General features: G+C 52.8%; 21 protein-coding genes. 8 read left to right on the forward strand and 13 right to left on the reverse strand.

Annotation, left to right across the window (positions count from 1 at the left end; all coding sequences use genetic code 11):
* Positions 1-152: 152 nt before the first annotated feature.
* The 3 genes from JO226_RS19160 to JO226_RS19170 all read right to left on the reverse strand — a co-directional run bounded on the left by JO226_RS19160 (position 153) and on the right by JO226_RS19170 (position 2,120).
* A complete protein-coding gene (locus tag JO226_RS19160; RefSeq protein WP_296406352.1) occupies positions 153-1,289 on the reverse strand; it encodes an HlyD family secretion protein in 1,137 nt (378 codons plus the stop codon).
* Positions 1,290-1,405: 116 nt separating this feature from the next.
* Complete coding sequence (locus tag JO226_RS19165; RefSeq protein WP_296406354.1) at positions 1,406-1,720, reverse strand: DUF3302 domain-containing protein; 315 nt, start codon at positions 1,718-1,720, stop codon at positions 1,406-1,408.
* A 46-nt stretch (positions 1,721-1,766) separates the two neighbouring features.
* Positions 1,767-2,120: an AraC family transcriptional regulator gene (locus tag JO226_RS19170; protein WP_296406356.1), complete on the reverse strand. Its 354-nt coding sequence runs from the start codon at positions 2,118-2,120 to the stop codon at positions 1,767-1,769.
* 326 nt (positions 2,121-2,446) lie between these two features.
* On the opposite strand from JO226_RS19170, the gene JO226_RS19175 reads away from it, so the two are divergent.
* Both JO226_RS19175 and JO226_RS19180 read left to right on the forward strand, forming a co-directional pair.
* Positions 2,447-3,262: a winged helix-turn-helix domain-containing protein gene (locus tag JO226_RS19175; RefSeq protein WP_296406358.1), complete on the forward strand. Its 816-nt coding sequence runs from the start codon at positions 2,447-2,449 to the stop codon at positions 3,260-3,262.
* On the forward strand, positions 3,262-3,738 hold the full coding sequence (locus JO226_RS19180) for a hypothetical protein (RefSeq protein WP_296406360.1): 477 nt from the start codon (positions 3,262-3,264) through the stop codon (positions 3,736-3,738). Before JO226_RS19175 ends, JO226_RS19180 begins: the two co-directional genes overlap by 1 nt.
* 377 nt (positions 3,739-4,115) lie before the next feature.
* On the opposite strand, the gene JO226_RS19185 is transcribed toward JO226_RS19180, so the two are convergent.
* Complete coding sequence (locus JO226_RS19185) at positions 4,116-4,979, reverse strand: YicC/YloC family endoribonuclease (protein WP_296406362.1); 864 nt, start codon at positions 4,977-4,979, stop codon at positions 4,116-4,118.
* Between the two features lie 125 nt (positions 4,980-5,104).
* On the opposite strand from JO226_RS19185, the gene rph reads away from it, so the two are divergent.
* The gene (rph, locus tag JO226_RS19190) at positions 5,105-5,821 is read left to right on the forward strand and encodes a ribonuclease PH (RefSeq protein ID WP_296406364.1); all 717 of its coding nucleotides are present in this window, start codon (positions 5,105-5,107) and stop codon (positions 5,819-5,821) included.
* A gap of 72 nt (positions 5,822-5,893) precedes the next feature.
* Positions 5,894-6,535 carry an orotate phosphoribosyltransferase gene (gene pyrE / locus JO226_RS19195; RefSeq protein ID WP_296406367.1) on the forward strand — a complete coding sequence of 214 codons (642 nt, stop codon included), beginning with the start codon at positions 5,894-5,896 and terminating at the stop codon, positions 6,533-6,535.
* 71 nt (positions 6,536-6,606) lie between these two features.
* On the opposite strand, the gene slmA is transcribed toward pyrE, so the two are convergent.
* The 3 genes from slmA to coaBC all read right to left on the reverse strand — a co-directional run bounded on the left by slmA (position 6,607) and on the right by coaBC (position 8,964).
* Positions 6,607-7,203: a nucleoid occlusion factor SlmA gene (gene slmA / locus JO226_RS19200; RefSeq protein WP_296406368.1), complete on the reverse strand. Its 597-nt coding sequence runs from the start codon at positions 7,201-7,203 to the stop codon at positions 6,607-6,609.
* Between the two features lie 113 nt (positions 7,204-7,316).
* Positions 7,317-7,775: a dUTP diphosphatase gene (dut, locus tag JO226_RS19205; RefSeq protein WP_296406370.1), complete on the reverse strand. Its 459-nt coding sequence runs from the start codon at positions 7,773-7,775 to the stop codon at positions 7,317-7,319.
* Positions 7,753-8,964 carry a bifunctional phosphopantothenoylcysteine decarboxylase/phosphopantothenate--cysteine ligase CoaBC gene (gene coaBC, locus JO226_RS19210; RefSeq protein WP_296406391.1) on the reverse strand — a complete coding sequence of 404 codons (1,212 nt, stop codon included), beginning with the start codon at positions 8,962-8,964 and terminating at the stop codon, positions 7,753-7,755. The genes dut and coaBC overlap by 23 nt, the downstream gene beginning before the upstream one ends.
* Before the next feature lie 174 nt (positions 8,965-9,138).
* On the opposite strand from coaBC, the gene radC reads away from it, so the two are divergent.
* From radC to mutM, 4 genes are all read left to right on the forward strand, one after another.
* Positions 9,139-9,804, forward strand: coding sequence for a DNA repair protein RadC (gene radC, locus JO226_RS19215; RefSeq protein ID WP_296406372.1), 666 nt, complete (start codon positions 9,139-9,141; stop codon positions 9,802-9,804).
* Positions 9,805-10,008: 204 nt separating this feature from the next.
* On the forward strand, positions 10,009-10,245 hold the full coding sequence (gene rpmB, locus JO226_RS19220; RefSeq protein WP_004388471.1) for a 50S ribosomal protein L28: 237 nt from the start codon (positions 10,009-10,011) through the stop codon (positions 10,243-10,245).
* 20 nt (positions 10,246-10,265) lie between these two features.
* Complete coding sequence (rpmG, locus tag JO226_RS19225; RefSeq protein ID WP_003024094.1) at positions 10,266-10,433, forward strand: 50S ribosomal protein L33; 168 nt, start codon at positions 10,266-10,268, stop codon at positions 10,431-10,433.
* Between the two features lie 100 nt (positions 10,434-10,533).
* Positions 10,534-11,343 carry a bifunctional DNA-formamidopyrimidine glycosylase/DNA-(apurinic or apyrimidinic site) lyase gene (gene mutM / locus JO226_RS19230; protein ID WP_296406378.1) on the forward strand — a complete coding sequence of 270 codons (810 nt, stop codon included), beginning with the start codon at positions 10,534-10,536 and terminating at the stop codon, positions 11,341-11,343.
* Between the two features lie 6 nt (positions 11,344-11,349).
* Here the strand turns inward: mutM and coaD are convergent, their stop codons facing one another.
* The 6 genes from coaD to JO226_RS19260 form a co-directional block, all read right to left on the reverse strand.
* Complete coding sequence (gene coaD, locus JO226_RS19235; protein WP_296406380.1) at positions 11,350-11,829, reverse strand: pantetheine-phosphate adenylyltransferase; 480 nt, start codon at positions 11,827-11,829, stop codon at positions 11,350-11,352.
* 3 nt (positions 11,830-11,832) lie between these two features.
* Positions 11,833-12,603, reverse strand: a complete 771-nt coding sequence (locus JO226_RS19240) for a glycosyltransferase family 2 protein (protein WP_296406382.1) — start codon at positions 12,601-12,603, stop codon at positions 11,833-11,835.
* Positions 12,603-13,877, reverse strand: coding sequence for a lipid IV(A) 3-deoxy-D-manno-octulosonic acid transferase (gene waaA, locus JO226_RS19245; RefSeq protein WP_296406384.1), 1,275 nt, complete (start codon positions 13,875-13,877; stop codon positions 12,603-12,605). The genes JO226_RS19240 and waaA overlap by 1 nt, the downstream gene beginning before the upstream one ends.
* 83 nt (positions 13,878-13,960) lie before the next feature.
* Positions 13,961-14,947: a glycosyltransferase gene (locus JO226_RS19250; protein ID WP_296406386.1), complete on the reverse strand. Its 987-nt coding sequence runs from the start codon at positions 14,945-14,947 to the stop codon at positions 13,961-13,963.
* Between the two features lie 29 nt (positions 14,948-14,976).
* On the reverse strand, positions 14,977-16,071 hold the full coding sequence (locus tag JO226_RS19255) for a glycosyltransferase (protein ID WP_296406387.1): 1,095 nt from the start codon (positions 16,069-16,071) through the stop codon (positions 14,977-14,979).
* Between the two features lie 2 nt (positions 16,072-16,073).
* Positions 16,074-16,646 (reverse strand): glycosyltransferase family 4 protein (locus JO226_RS19260; RefSeq protein WP_296406389.1); only part of this gene is annotated, 573 nt, incomplete at its 5' end.

A 16,646-nucleotide genomic window follows, 5' to 3' on the forward strand; every position in this document is an offset into this window, starting at 1 on the left:
AAAGTAATAATTAACCTGTGTTTTATCTCACCTGAGCAAGGTGAGATTTGACGAAGTTGTCGGTGGTTTAACATATTGTATTCATAGAATTTTTTTATAATGTCCCAGAGGCATTGAACATTCCCTGTAAGTACCATTTTGAATCACCTGATTTAGTGATCCAAATACAGGTAGTGCATCCAGCTCGTCATACGTAACAATACCTTACGCATAACGGCTACATGTTTAAAATGGTCAGAGTAAATGGCGACCTGGGCATAGATACCATCAGGGAGTGCATCAAGCTCCATATTAGGGTCAAGCTCAATTGTTGCCATCACACCATCACCACCCGGTTTTAGATTCAGCGACTGCAGCACTCCTTGTGCCTGATAGGCACCTGATGAAACCACAGGGATAACGTTGGTTAATTTTCCTGTGAAAACCTGTCCTGGGAGCGCATTAAAAACAGCCTCTGCGTCATCACCTGCTTTTAAACGCAATAAGGAATTTTGTCGGAAAGTGGCAATGATTTGACGTTTCTGCTGTGGAATGAAAACCATCACTGGTCGGAGCGGCATTGCTGCAGCATACGTACCTGGACGAACCAGAACCTGGGTTGCGTAGCCATCGCTGGGTGCGCGGACAACCGTCTGGTCAAGATCGAATTTTGCTTCGTCAATTTGTGCTTTCAGGCTGGCTACTCGAGAATTTACCCCATTGACTTCGCCATCTAGTTGGCTCTGGATTTGTTGTTGTTCGGCTTGTGAACCTCTTAACGTAGCCTCCTGCGCCAGATAATTTTGTCTGGCCACATCGATATCGCGCTCAGAGAAAGGATTTACTTTCGCCTGGCTCCCTTTGACATAGCGCTGATATTCCTGCTGATATTTATTACGTTCAACCTGAGCGTATTCGGTTCTGGCCTTTGCCTCGCTTAACTGAGCGCGCAGCGCTTCAGTTGCATGCATTTCGGTGACCATGTCAGCCTGTAGTTTATCAAGACGTGCCTGATACCGTGCAGGGTCGAGTTTAAAAAGAATATCACCCTTGTGAATGAGCTGGTTGGGTTTGTCGGTGACTTCCATCACCACCCCACTGACCTGCGGAACAACAGGAATAGCAATAACCGCTTTCTGCGCGCTAAATGTATAGGGGTGGTTATAATTCATCATTAGTATTAAACCACTGACTAAAAAAATACCTCCCAGTGCGGCAGTTGGAATGCTCCATTTATTGACAGGTATTTTAAATATCTTAAAAACCATCCAGGCGCAAGCCACGTAGGTTAAAATAATGAGTAAGTCCATTGGGTTTCTCTAAAATTTTAGGAGTAAAATAGTTAATATACGAAAAGACTCCTGGAGTAATACGATCTCCAGGAAAGTGAACAATATTGAGAAAAAAACAACAATGTTAGTGAAAGTCATTTTTTCAGAGTTTGTAATCTTTCTATATCATGCTCCATTGTTTCTAGTTTTTTCTTTAACAATGTAATTTCTTCTTGTTCTGACATACCCCATCCTCGATCTTGCCGATATAAAGTTGCCCAGATCCAAAGGAATGGCCATATAGCATGCAGAGTAAAAAGGCTCACCCACCCAGCGACATGAATAGCATCAGCATGTGGATGATTTCTTCTTTTAGCGATCTCATATGGAATATCGTGAATGATAATGATGCCATAGAAAATAACCAGAAATACAAAAATCAAAATGAATAAAGCAAAATAGTTCAGCATATTAAAGCTCTGTGCGTGGTATCAATGGTTGATTAGTCATCGGTTATCATTTTTTGTGACGAATAAAATTCCCCGGAGTGGTGCAATACGTTTTTTTAAATGCCTTGATAAAACCCTGTATGGAGTTAAAACCATACTTAAAAGAAACATCTGATACTCGCTTTTCATTAAAGACCATATCATTAATTGCAAGTTGTAGTTTTTTCTCTCGAATGTATTTCCCTGGTGTTGTTCCAGCGTTTTTTTTGAAAACTCTGTTGATATAACAGGTAGTGTATCCGCTGATTTCCGCCAGTCGATTGACGCTAACATCCTCCGACACGATATTGTCATCAATCCACTCCATGAGCTCATTGATTAGCGTTTTGTCACTTGCTGACTGGATTTTTTTTCGTGACACCTGGATATCCTTATGCAAGCTGGCAGATATCAATGGAGGTCATGATAAGGGGGAGTGGGGAATAATTAAACAAATAGTGTTTTAATAAGTTTATCTTTCTAAAAAAACATTATTTATCTGTTAATTAAATGTTATAAAAATAGAGGTGACCAAATGGTGTGATTATTTAGTTTTTCTAAATCATAGGGTTGAGTGATTCTGTTGTTGATGCGCTGGATTTTTCTCTGCAAAGTATACTTTTGTTACAGCATGCCATTTTCTCTTTGCTATGATTATATACAGTTCTTAATAAGAGTTTTAATCAAGTGCTTAAGGCGTTGTGACATATGTCTTCTCAGATCCTCATCAATAACATCATCTTTGATCCCGAGAATAACTCACTGGTGGTCGTGAGTGAGAACAATCGGGTAGTGAAGATGAACCAGCCGGTTAGTCGTTGTTTGTTATTACTGATTAATCGGTTTCCTGATGCTGTGCCTCAGGCCGATTTCTTCCAGTTTGTGTGGGGAAATGAAGGGGAAAAGATTCCGACCAATGCGCTATACCAAAACATTTCGTTGTTAAGACGCGCACTAAAGAGTGCATCCCTGGACCTTGCTGAGGTGGTAGTGACGGTGCCGAGATTTGGTTTTCGCCTGAGTGCCGCGCTGACAGTAAAAGCAGCCAATGGCATAAATGTCAGTATGGCTACACCCGAACAGGGGATTGCGCTGAAGCCTGCGGAAGAGTTAATGACCCCATCCGCAGATGTAGGCGCGCAACAGCGAGCTGATAATGTGCTGAAAAGCTTCACCGATTATGCTTTTTCCTTCAGAGTAGCGGCCTATGCCGTATTTTTTACGTTAATTTGCATATCAATTTTTTTAGTCACCAGAAATGAAGATAACGATATTATTTTTGATAGCTACACAATGGCGACGACCCATAATGGATGCAACGTATACACATACCCTGATTTTGCACAGAATAATGCTTCGGAAATGAATGACTATTTTTCAGCATTCAATATTACGTGTACTACATTAAAACAAGCATACCTTTCTGTTAATACCGCAAGAACGCGTGTTTCAGTTGCTTATTGTGATAAGGACATATCTGAAGCTAAAACCTGTATTACTCATATTTATTGGAATGACAATTAATGAAGAGAGTAAACTTTTACATATTATCCGTCGCTGCCGCTTTGATATTTTGTGGAGCGGCGCTAATGCTTTTTTTAGAAGAAAATAAACCAGATATTAACTGCCAGGCACGAACAATAATTCATGATGGCAACAATGTCCTCAATATAAAAACCATTCTCCATATGCAGGACGATGATAATTTCTTTGAATTATTTATGACCTATACAAAACCATCTATGCCAGGTCAGAAATTTCATAGGGTAGTAAACTTTAGTTATGATAAAGAGGGCGATATCTATAAAATGTTTTCTGACGTTACGAATGATAATGCATTACCATTGGCAACAAGAAATGAGTTGAATGATTTAGTGCCTGATTTCTTCTTAATGCCGCAGAGAGGGTTACGTTTTAAAATAGACAAAACTAAGTCGGGTAACGTGGTGATCATCAATGATCGCTTACCGGTATTTGTTTGTATGCCAATTGATAGTTAGGTGTGAATACAAGGGTGAGTAAGCCAGATCACGCCGATCAGAGGAAAAATATTTATGAAAATAAATCAACCTGAAGTCCGATGGCGTGAATATATTATATCAATGTTTTCGTAAACCATTCTCACAGATTTCATTTTCAGTTTATCCCGGATGGCATACAGTTATCTTTAAGTATAAAACTATCGCCATAAATAATAATTGGTTTTGTTTTTTTCAAAGCCCAGGTCAGCGATGTGACAGATGATCTGCTGGAGTTTGTTTCTTGTTGTGTGCGAAAAGGAATTTAATCCCCTTTTTTAATGGTATGTAGCAATGTAGCCAGAGTGAGTAAAGAAGAAAATGACGACCAGTTACAGGTCGTCATTGATGAAAAGCCGTTACTCGATATTCTGAATCTGCTCGCGCATCTGCTCGATCAACACCTTCAACTCGATGGCGGAGTTGGTCACTTCGGTATTGATGGATTTGGACGCCAGGGTGTTCGATTCGCGGTTGAACTCCTGCATCATGAAGTCGAGACGACGGCCGACAGCCTCTTTCTTCTTCAGGATGTTCCAGGTCTCCTTCACGTGCGCTTCCAGGCGGTCCAGCTCTTCGGCGACGTCAATACGCTGGGCCATCATCACCAGTTCCTGCTCAAGGCGATTATTTTCCAACTGAACCTGCGCTTCTTCGAGCTTCGCCACCAGGCGGTCACGCTGCCATTGCAGAATTTCCGGCATGTGCGCGCGAACTTTACGCACCTCTTCGCTGACGCCGTCGAGACGCTGCTCGATAAGCGCCTTCAGCGCCTGGCCTTCGGTTTCACGTGCGACGATGAAATCGTCCAGCGCGCCGTCCAGCGCAGTCAGAATTTCAGCGGTAATCGCGTCCAGATCCTGCTCTTGCGCCGCCATCACGCCCGGCCAGCGCAGAATATCGACCGGGTTAATTTCCCCTTCGTCGCTCTGCATTTTGACCCAGTTGGCGGCATTCACCAGCTGTTTTGCCAGTTTTTCATTGAGGATGAGTTCGCCCTGCGAACCCGGGTCCTGCTCAAAACGCAGGGTGCATTCCACCTTCCCGCGGGTAAGGCGCGTGCGCAGACGCTCGCGCACGACAGGCTCCAGACTACGGAACTGCTCCGGCATGCGAAAATAGGTTTCGAGATATCGCTGGTTTACCGAGCGCAGCTCCCACGCGGCACTGCCCCATTCACCCTTGATTTCACGCCGGGCGTAGGCGGTCATACTGCGGATCATAGACGTTCCTGTTTTTAAAGGAGAGATGGGGGGATTATAGCTTTCAAGGGCTTCTCAGGATAGGAATAAGCGGCCTTTATCCGTATAATGCGCAGCCACATTCGTTTCAAGCCGGAGAAATCATTATGCGTCCAGCAGGCCGTAGCGCTCATCAGGTGCGTCCCGTAACCCTGACCCGTAACTACACAAAACACGCTGAAGGCTCCGTGCTTGTTGAATTTGGCGATACCAAAGTGCTGTGCACCGCCTCCATCGAAGAAGGCGTGCCGCGTTTTCTTAAAGGCCAGGGGCAGGGCTGGATCACCGCCGAGTATGGCATGCTGCCGCGCGCGACCCATACCCGTAACGCTCGCGAAGCGGCGAAGGGCAAACAGGGCGGACGCACCATGGAAATTCAGCGTCTGATCGCGCGTGCGCTGCGCGCCGCCGTTGACCTGAAGACCCTCGGTGAGTTCACGATTACCCTGGACTGCGACGTTATTCAGGCCGATGGCGGTACCCGTACCGCATCCATTACCGGCGCCTGCGTTGCGCTGGCCGATGCGCTGAACAAACTGGTGGCGGCCGGTAAGCTTAAAACCAACCCGATGAAAGGCATGGTGGCGGCGGTCTCCGTTGGCATCGTCGACGGCGAAGCGCTGTGCGACCTGGAGTACGTTGAAGACTCCGCAGCGGAAACCGACATGAACGTGGTGATGACCGAAGACGGGCGCATCATTGAAGTGCAGGGGACGGCGGAGGGCGAGCCGTTCACCCACGAAGAGCTTCTCACCTTGCTGGCGCTAGCCCGAGGGGGAATCGAATCCATTGTAGCGACGCAGAAAGCGGCGTTAGAAAATTGATTTCAAAGGCGACTTGTTAGTCGCCTTTTTTTTGTCTGTAGAAAAGTAAAAAGTAAGATGAGGAGCGAATCCATGAAACCATATCAGCGCCAGTTTATTGAGTTTGCGCTTAACAAGCAGGTACTTAAGTTTGGCGAGTTTACGCTGAAATCCGGGCGCAAGAGCCCCTATTTCTTCAACGCCGGGCTGTTTAATACCGGGCGCGATCTGGCACTGTTAGGCCGTTTCTACGCCGAAGCGCTGGTGGATTCCGGCATTGATTTTGATCTGTTGTTTGGCCCGGCGTACAAAGGGATTCCGATTGCCACCACCACCGCCGTGGCGCTGGCGGAGCACCATGACCGCGATGTCCCGTACTGCTTTAACCGTAAAGAGGCGAAAACCCACGGCGAAGGCGGCAACCTGGTCGGCAGTGCGCTGGAAGGCCGCGTGATGCTGGTGGATGACGTTATCACCGCGGGCACTGCAATCCGCGAATCGATGGAAATTATTCAGGCTAACGGCGCCACACTTGCCGGGGTGCTGATTTCGCTCGACAGGCAGGAACGCGGCCGCGGCGAAATCTCCGCGATTCAGGAAGTGGAGCGCGACTATGGCTGTAAGGTGATCTCCATTGTGACGCTGAAAGAGCTGATTGCATACCTGGAGGAGAAGCCGGAGATGGCGGACCATCTGGCTGCGGTGCGTGAGTATCGGGAAGCGTTCGGCGTGTAATGTGATTGCCCGGTGGTGCTACGCTTACCGGGCCTACGTCATCTGTAGGCCGGATAAGGCGGGCAACAATGTTATTGCAGCTGTGCGTAGACTAACGGCCAGCGGGCGTCGAAATCGTCCGTTGGGCGGTATTTGAATTCGCTGCGCACAAAGCGCGACAGCATCCCTTCGCAGAACGACAGCAACTGGCTTGCCAGCAGCGTTTCATCGACGCTGTAGCCTTCGCCTTCACGCATCTTCTTTTCGCGCAGCACCTGGCGCAACTGCGCTTCAATACGCTCAAAAAGCTGGTTGATACGCCCCTGCAGCCGGTCCTGTTCGAACATCAGCGCATGACCGGTGAGGATGCGCGTGAGGCCAGGGTTGCGTTCGCCGAAACCGAGGATCAGCAGCACAATCAGACGCAGGCGCGTGCTGGTGTCTTTCTCATCTTTCAGAATCAGGTTAATGCGGGTAATCAGGCTGTCCTCGATAAACTCAATAAGGCTATCGAACATCCGGGTTTTGCTCGGAAAATGACGGTATAACGCCGCTTCAGAGACGCCGACAGAGGCCGCCAGTTTCGCTGTGGTGATGCGTTGACTGCCATCGCTGGATTCAAGCATCAGCGCCAGAGATTGAAGTATTTCCTCGCGACGGTTCCTTCTCGCCGTTTGTTTTTCTGCCATGTTCTAAAATACCCCTGAAAATAAACGCTCGTCAGGCGAGCATCCACATTACGACCGCAAAACCGACGTCTGCGGTGATGTTATTGCATTTGTTCGTAGTGGGATGCGTGGCGTTACTGACGCCCGGAGTGGCCGAAGCCGCCTTCGCCACGGTCGGTCGCGTCGAAATCCGCCACCAGGTTAAATTCTGCCTGAACGACGGGGACGAACACCATTTGCGCAATGCGTTCGCCTGGCTCGATGGTGAAGCTTTGCTGGCCGCGGTTCCAGACGGAGACCATCAGCTGTCCCTGGTAGTCTGAGTCGATAAGGCCGACCAGATTGCCCAGTACCACGCCATGCTTATGACCGAGGCCGGAGCGCGGCAGAATCACCGCCGCCAGCGACGGATCGGCGATGTGAATAGCCAGGCCGGTAGGCAGTAGGGTGGTTGCGCCCGGCGCCAGCTCTACGGCGTCATCAAGACAGGCTCGCAGGTCAAGTCCGGCGGAGCCGGAGGTGGCGTAAGTCGGCAGCGGGAATTGCTCGCCGACGCGCGGGTCCATAATCTTAACGTCGATTTTTTTCATCATAGCGGGTAACGATCTCGTCCAAAAGTAGTTGGCCCAGGAGTTCCTTTCGCGCAAGCGGTAAGACTTTATCTCCATCCTGCCAGAAAAGATGCAGTGCATTGCTGTCGCTGTTAAATCCTTGATTATCCTGAGATACATCGTTTGCGCAGATCAGGTCAAGGTTCTTGCGGGCACGTTTTTGCCGCGCATATTCTTCCACATTATTCGTTTCTGCGGCAAACCCTACGACAAACGGACGATGGGTTTTCAGCGCGGCGACGCCAGCGACGATATCCGGATTTTTCACCATTTTTAGTGTTAATTCATCGCCTTGCTTTTTGATTTTCTCATCAGCAATGCTGGCGGCACGGTAGTCCGCCACCGCAGCGCAGCCGATGAAAATATGCTGCTGCTGGGCATGCGCCTGCACGGCCGCTTCCATTTCCAGGGCGGTGGTGACGTCTACGCGCTGGACGAAGGATGGCGTCGGCAGCGACACCGGGCCGCTGACCAGTGTCACCCTGGCGCCGCGTTGGGCGGCGGCGGCGGCAATCGCGAAGCCCATTTTACCGGAGCTGTGGTTGGTGATGTAGCGCACGGGGTCCAGCGGTTCGCGGGTCGGGCCTGCGGTAATCATGATATTGAGATGTTGCAGATCGTTGACAGGCGAAAAGTGCGCCGCAGCCATGTCGACGAGAGTCAGGGGATCCAGCATGCGCCCCGGGCCGATATCGCCGCAGGCCTGACTGCCGCTGTCCGGGCCCCAGATAAGCAGACCGCGGGAGCTCAGGGTTTGCAGGTTCTGTTGGGTTGCCGCAGCGCGGTACATCTGCTGATTCATGGCCGGTACAACGGCGACCGGCGACGGGGTGGCGAGGCAGATAGTCGACACCAGGTCGTTGGCCATCCCGGCCGCTATGCGGGCGATAAGGTCGGCGGTAGCGGGGGCCAGAATCACCAGATCGGCCCATTTCCCCAGCTCAATATGGCCCATTGCGGCTTCTGCCGCTGGGTCGAGCAGACTGTCGGACACCGGGTAGCCGGAGACCGCCTGCAGGCTCAGCGGGGTAATGAAGGCTTTCGCCGCTTCCGTCATGGCAACGCGCACGTCGGCGCCGCGCTCGCGCAGACGGCGCACCAGATCCGGCGTCTTATAGGCAGCGATACCGCCGCTGACGCCGAGAACGATTTTTTTACCGGCCAGGCTCATCATGATTCTTTCCTGTTGGCGTACATCAGAATGCGGGCATTTTATCACAATCCATTGCGTGTCGTGCTGGAAAGGAGACGTCCCTTTGCGAGGCGCTACGCAAGCGCGGTATTGCGCGCTCGTGCGTGGAATCGGTCTGTGACAACATGGCGGCGAGCATAACGGAGGGGTGAGATGGAGAGCGATACGCCGCTGCTGCCGCGTGAAAAAATGCAGCAGGATGGAATTGAGTCGTTAACCGATGCGGAACTGCTGGCGTTGTTTTTGCGTATTGGCACACGGAATTGCGACGTCATGACTTACGCTCATGACCTGCTGCACCGGTTCGGTTCGTTGTACTCCCTGCTGTCCGCCCCCGAAAAAGAGCTGATGCGGGTCGAGGGTATTGGTATCGCCAAATATGCGCAGCTCAAGGGCATTGCCGAACTGGCTCGCCGTTTTTTCAGCGTTCGGGTTATCATGGAGCGCTCGCTGGATAGTTCCGACGCCACGCGGGAGTTTTTGCAAAGTCAGCTGGCGCAAGAAGAGCGAGAGATCTTCATGGTGATCTTCCTCGACAACCAAAATCGGGTGCTGAAGCACACCCGGATGTTTTCGGGGACCCTCAGCCACGTTGAGGTGCACCCGCGTGAAATTGTGCGGGAAGCCATTAAAGCCAATGCGGCGGCGCTGATCCTCGCGCATAATCATCCGTCCGGTAGCGCAGAACCCAGTAAATCAGACAGAATGGTCACGGATAAAGTGATAAAATGCTGTCAGTTCATGGAGATACGCGTCGTTGACCACTTCGTTATCGGCCGTGGAGAGTACATTTCTTTTGCCGAGCGGGGCTGGATTTAGCGATCCATGGGGATCTTTGTCTGTTCGGGACTTGAGCACACCGCCGAGTCAGCGTATACTACGCCACCTTTGAGAATCTCGGGTTTGGCATTTGGGCCTGGCTGCACGAGTTCACTAAGAACCGTCAAACCGGGCTGTAGCAGCCTGACGAGGCGCCAAAACCCTATACGAAGCTCGAGCTAATTTGATTTTTGGAGAATAGACATGTCCCGAGTCTGCCAAGTAACTGGCAAGCGTCCGGTGACCGGTAACAACCGTTCCCACGCACTGAACGCGACTAAGCGCCGTTTCCTGCCGAACCTGCACTCTCACCGTTTCTGGGTTGAGAGCGAGAAGCGTTTTGTCACCCTGCGTGTATCTGCTAAAGGTATGCGTGTAATCGATAAGAAAGGCATCGATGTAGTTCTGTCTGAACTGCGTGCCCGTGGCGAAAAGTACTAAGTACTAAGAGGAAATAAATCATGGCTAAAGGTATTCGTGAGAAAATCAAGCTGGTTTCTTCTGCTGGTACAGGTCACTTCTACACCACCACGAAGAACAAACGTACTAAGCCGGAAAAACTGGAACTGAAAAAATTCGATCCAGTTGTACGCCAGCACGTACTGTACAAAGAAGCTAAAATCAAATAATTTTAGACTCCTTGTACTGAAAAACCCCGCAATCGCGGGGTTTTTTGTTTTCAGGGCGCCCCCATAATAGAGAGCATCCTGTTGATCCCCTGGAGACGTCATGCCTGAATTACCTGAGGTGGAAACCAGCCGCCGCGGTATTGAACCGCACCTGGTTGGCGCCACTATCCTCCATGCCGTGGTGCGAAACGAGCGTCTGCGCTGGCCGGTCTCGGCGGAAATCCACAGCCTGAGCGATAAACCCGTGCTCAGCGTGCAGCGCCGCGCCAAATATCTTCTGCTTGAGTTGCCCGACGGCTGGATAATCATCCATCTCGGCATGTCCGGCAGTTTACGTATCCTCCCTGACGACCTGCCGCCGGAAAAGCATGACCATGTAGACCTGGTGATGAGCAACGGCAATGTACTGCGCTATACCGACCCTCGCCGCTTTGGCGCGTGGCTGTGGACGAAAACGCTGGAAGGGCACCCTGTGCTGGCGCATCTCGGGCCGGAGCCGCTCAGCGACGCGTTTAACGCCGATTACCTACGCGAGAAGTGCGCGAAGAAGAAAACCGCGATTAAGCCCTGGCTGATGGACAATAAGCTGGTGGTCGGCGTGGGGAATATCTACGCCAGCGAATCCCTCTTTGCGGCCGGGATCCATCCTGACAGGCTGGCATCGTCGCTCTCGGCTAATGAATGCGAGCGGCTGGTGCGGGCGATTAAAACGGTGCTGAAGCACTCAATTGAGCAGGGCGGGACGACGCTGAAAGATTTTCTGCAAAGCGATGGCAAGCCGGGGTACTTTGCCCAAGAGCTGCAGGTGTATGGTCGTAAGGACGAGCCGTGCCGGGTATGCGGTACGCCGATTACGGCGACCAGGCACGCGCAGCGGGCGACGTTCTACTGCCGCCGCTGCCAGAAGTAGGAAAGGTTATTTGAGCTTGTCCAGCAGCGCCTGATGAACCACAGGCGGCAGGAAGTGCGCCACATCGCCATCGTGGCGCGCCACCTCCTTCACCAGCGAGGAGGAGATAAACGACCACTCCGTTGACGGCATCAGAAACACGCTTTCCAGCTCCGGCATCAAATGGCGGTTCATGTGCGCCAGCTGCATTTCGTATTCGAAATCCGCTACGGCACGCAGGCCGCGAATCAGAATGTTGGCCTGCTGCGCACGGGCGAAATTCGCCATCAGATCGCTGAATCCCAGGACCTCGACGTTGCCAAGATGCGATGTCGCCTGCTGCGCCAGCGCCACACGCTCGGCGAGGTCGAACATCGGCTTTTTGCTCGGGCTGGCGGCAATTGCCAGTATCACTGTATCAAACATACTGCTCGCGCGGGTGACGATATCGAGATGCCCGTTGGTGATAGGGTCGAAGGTGCCGGGGTAAATCGCTTTCGTGCTCATGGCTTACGCCTTCTTGCTAAAGCCGCGGTTCAGCGCCCACAGCTCGGTGTATTTGTTAAACGTGTACTGGGCGTTGACAACCGCCAGCAACCAGCCCTGCGCGCCGTCCAGCACGCCGCCGCGCAGCAGCAGCGTTTTGATGAATGCTCCCAGCGTGTGGCCGAATATCCCGCCGAGCGATGCTTTCTTGCCCTTCTGATGGCGTTCCTGAGCCCATGCGGAGGCATAGGCCAGCTGTTTACGCTGGAAGTCGGCGAAATCACGGCAGGTCAGGTGTTTGAGATCGCCGGATAGCGCCACGACGGTTGCGTCTTTACACGCCAGCGATTCATGCACCAGGTTATCGTTATACTGCCAGCGCGCGCGCTCATAAAGCCGCAGCACGCGGTCGGGGTACCAGCCGCTGTGGCGCATAAAGCGTCCGAGAAAGTAGTTGCGGCGGGCGATGCTGTAAACTGCGCCCGGTTGGGGGTTGGCGAGCGCCTGCCGGAGCGATTGCGCAAGCTCTGGCGTGACGCGTTCGTCGGTGTCGATCATCAACACATATTCGCCGGTGGCGTAAGACTGCGCCCGCTGACGCTGAATGCCGTAACCCTGCCAGTCGGTATTCACGTGGACCTGGGCGCCAAGGCTTTGCGCCAGCGCGACGGTATCGTCGCTGCTGCCAGCGTCCAGTACGATGATTTCATCAGCCCATGCGACCGAGGCAAGGCAGTCCGGCAGCAGATCGGCGGCGTTCTTCGCGATCATCACTACCGACAGACGTATTGGCATCAGTGGCTCCGCTGAGGCAGGTAAGGTTGCAGTAACTGTAGCAGACGCGCCAGCGCGCCCTGGTTCTGATGCAAAACCTCAACGGCATGACGACCATACCACAGGCGGTAATCTTCATCGGTCAGCAGCGTCGCGACTTCTTTAATCAGTGAGTCCGTATCGGTCACCGTGATTAACCCGTCCGCCTGTTGCAGCCTGGAGCAGATATCTTTGAAGTTGAAGGTGTGCGGGCCCATCAGCACCGGAATGGCGTGCGCTGCAGGCTCCAGCGGGTTGTGGCCACCGCGCTCGACAAGGCTGCCGCCCACGAAGGCGAGGTCAGCAATGCCGTACAGCAGCATCAGTTCGCCCATGGTGTCGCCAATGACCACCTGGGTGCTGCCAGACGGAATTTCGCCGGTACTGCGTAGCGTAAAGCTCATCCCGGCTTTCTGCACCAGCTCGCGGGCATCGGCGAAGCGTTCAGGATGACGAGGCACCAGAATCAGCAGCAGGTCGGGGAATTTTTCCAGCAGCGCCTTGTGGGCGTCGAGGATGATTTTTTCTTCGCCGTCATGGGTGCTGGTCGCGATCCACACCTGACGGCGCGGCGCCCACTGTCGGCGCAACGTGACGGCGCGAGCGGCGAGCTCCGGCGTCACGGAAATATCAAATTTCAGGCTGCCGGTGATCGCCAACTGATTGCGCTTGAGACCAAGCGCGAGGAAGCGGTTGCCGTCCTCTTCGTTCTGCGCCGCAATCAGGGTGATTTTGCTGAGCAGGCGGCGCATAAAACCGCCGAGCTTGCCGTAGCCTTTGGCCGAACGTTCGGACAGACGCGCGTTGGCGATGACCAGCGGAATTTTGCGCTTATGCAGCGCGGATACCATGTTCGGCCACAGCTCGGTTTCCATCACGATAACCAGCTTCGGGCGTACGGTATCGAGAAAGCGGCCCATCGCACAGGGCAGGTCGTAAGGCAGATAGACGTGATGCACGTCTTTGCCGAAGGCCGACATAGCGCGTTCGGAGCCGGTCGGCGTCATGGTGGTGACGGTGATCGGCAGCGACGGATAGCGGTGTCGCAGCGCGCGCACCAGCGGGATAGCCGCCAGAGTTTCGCCGACGGAGACGGAATGCAGCAGAATGCCATCCGGCACTACCTTGTTTTTACAAAAGCCATAGCGTTCGGCCCAGCGTTTACGGTACGCCGGCGCTTTACGGCTGCGCAACAGCAACCGTAGCCAGACCAGCGGCTGAATCAGGTAGAGTAGGGTGGTATACAGAAATTCCAAGCGACGTATCCGTTTTTATGTTTCGGCGGGCAAATTCTAAGCATTTACCGTACTTAAAGCTATCCCTTTGGCAATCCGGACGTTTAATCGGCCAGATAACGTTTCAAGCGGAAGTAGCGACGTCCCAGGCGCCAGTGCAGGCGAAGTCCGCGGGCGTTCTCCCAGATCATGCGCCAGATGCCGCGATCGAAAAATTCTTTAATGATGATATGCTTTTTCGACTCATCTTTCATGCTGTCGAAGGTATGAATAATCCCCAGTCCCTCTTTGGCAATCTGCCAGCGGCAGGCCGGAATATGCCGCACTTTATCCGGATAACGTTGATTGATGGTGCTCAGCATCTCGAGAATCTTCATATAGTGGCGCGCCGAACGCATCAGCGTATCGTCGTTGTCCGGCTTATGCGACACCGATTCCGAATGGATGTAGTAGTCGTAAAACTGCTCGCTGGTGTATTGCACCCGTTTGGCGGCCAGCAGTGCTTCCGTCGTCCAGGGAATGTCCTGATGGCGCAAGCCTGGCTCAAAGTGGAAATGGTGCTGGGTAATAAAATCGTGGCGATAGATATTAAGCCAGGTCACGTGCAGGAACTTACGCGAATCGAGCGCCTGCTTCAGCCATACGTGGCCTGGCAGAACCCCGGTGGATTGCAGACGCTCTGGCGGAAAAATTGGGTGAATATCGTCCCGGCTTTCGTACACGTAGCGGCCATTGCACGTTGCGATGTCAAGATTGCCCTTTTCCGCCATCTCCAGCAGCGTACGATACATGCCAGGATAGAACTTATCATCAATGTCCGGGAATGCGAGATATTTGCCAGTTGCCGCCGCCATCCCGGTATTACGCGCCACCGACACGCCCTGATTTTCCTGTTCCAGTACGATGACACTCTGCAGCCGGTTTTTCCACTGGTCGATAACCGCCAGGCTGCCGTCGGTTGATCCATCGTTCACCAGGATTAGCTCATAGCTTGTCAGTTGCTGTTGCTCAAGGCATTCAAAGAATTGCGCGAGAAATTTCTCGCCGTTATAAACGGCGGCTACGATGCTCAATAAAGGCGTTTGACTCATAACTCATTCGATCCTGGTTAAAAAAGACGTCAGACGCTGCGCAACTGACGGTACTGTTGGCAAATCGACTCAACGCTGAATTTGTTCAGCATGGCGGAATCGATGGTCGGCGGGCTATGGTAAATGCTTTGCATCGTCTGAGCCAGCGCTGAACTGTTGAGGTCGGCCAGACCGCGAGACAATTCGCCGGTGAGGATTTCGGTTACCCCGCCCGGGCAACGGGTGCTGGCGACTGGCGTATTCAACAGCAGCGCTTCAACAATGACGTTGCCAAACCCTTCGCTATCTGAACTGAGCGTCAGCATGCGCGCGTGTTTAATCCACGGTAGCGGGTTTTTCTGGAAGCCTTTAAACAGTACGCGATTGCTGACCTGTAGCTGCAGCGCCAATTGGCGAAGACGCTGCTCCTGCTCCGGTTTACCCTGGCCCAGCAGCACCAGCGGCGCCAGAATGCCGCTTTGCGCGTAGGCTTCAATCAGGCGATCATGGCGTTTGCCTGGGTGGAAACGGCCGACGTGGATAATGTAATCCCCTGGAGGAATATCGGCTGGAGCGTTAGCCGTGGCGCGTATCGCGGCGATATCGAATGGGTTATAAATGGTTTTGAGCTGTGCGGGACGAAGAGCGAACTGTTCCACCAGATCCTGACCGACCGCATCGGAGACGGTCACCACGTTGCGCCCCTGGTAAACCCGTTTGATTTTCTGCTGCTTCATCCAGCGGTCGAAACCGGTACGATGGCCCAGGTAGGAGGTGGAGAACACACCGTGTAGGCAGAACCAGACGTTACGCCCGTTCAGTATCCGACTGCGCGCGACGATGCGATCGGTTTTGTGCAGATTCGACAGCACCAGATCGAATCGACCTTGCTGTTCCGCCTTTTCGATAGCGCCATCAAGCTGGTGCGCGCGGCGGAAGAGTTCGGTTAGCTTACGCCACGGCTTGTTGCAGTGGTCGGCAATGACCTGATAATCCAGCCCTTCAGGCAGTGGGTAATCGCACACCTCTCGCAGCGAAAACAACGATACCTGCTCGCCCTGGATGAGAAAATGTTCCGCCAGCGTAAGCACCACTTTTTCCGCACCGCCACCTGGCAGGCCGTCAATAACAAACAGTATGCGCATCGTTACGTCACCAGTTCCTGATAGAGGGAGAGTAGCTGAGTCGATAATCTCTCGCTGGTGCAGGTCATAATGCGTTCGCGGGCGCAGGCACCTTCAGCGGAACCCAGTGCGCGTGCGGGCAGCGCCATTACTACCTGCTGTAGCGCAGCGATATCCAGCGCGTCGCAGACGTAACCATTTTTGCCCTCAATGATGAACTCCGCGCCGCCGCAGCCAGTGGTAGTGATAACCGGCAGGCCGCAGGCCATTGCCTCAAGGATCACGTTGGGGAACGGATCATACAGCGTCGGTAGCAGGAGACCGTCGGCCATCTGATAAAACGGCAGTGTCTCTGGCTGCATATCAAAGAAGCGCACACGACTCTCGCAATTCAGCGATTTTGCCAGCTGCTGGTAGCGGTTCTGATCTTTATCTTTGCCGACGACCAGCAGGTAGCGATCGCTGGGGGCAATGGCGCGGATTGCGGCATCCAGTCCTTTTCGCTCGAAGCCGGAACCGACATAAATCAGGCAGGTCGCCTGCAGCGGCAAATCCCATTTGGCACGCAATGCGGCAAATGTTTTTTCGCTCGGCGG

Origin of the sequence: Pluralibacter sp. (assembly GCF_019237635.1) — a bacterium.
Lineage (GTDB): Bacteria > Pseudomonadota > Gammaproteobacteria > Enterobacterales > Enterobacteriaceae > Enterobacter_B.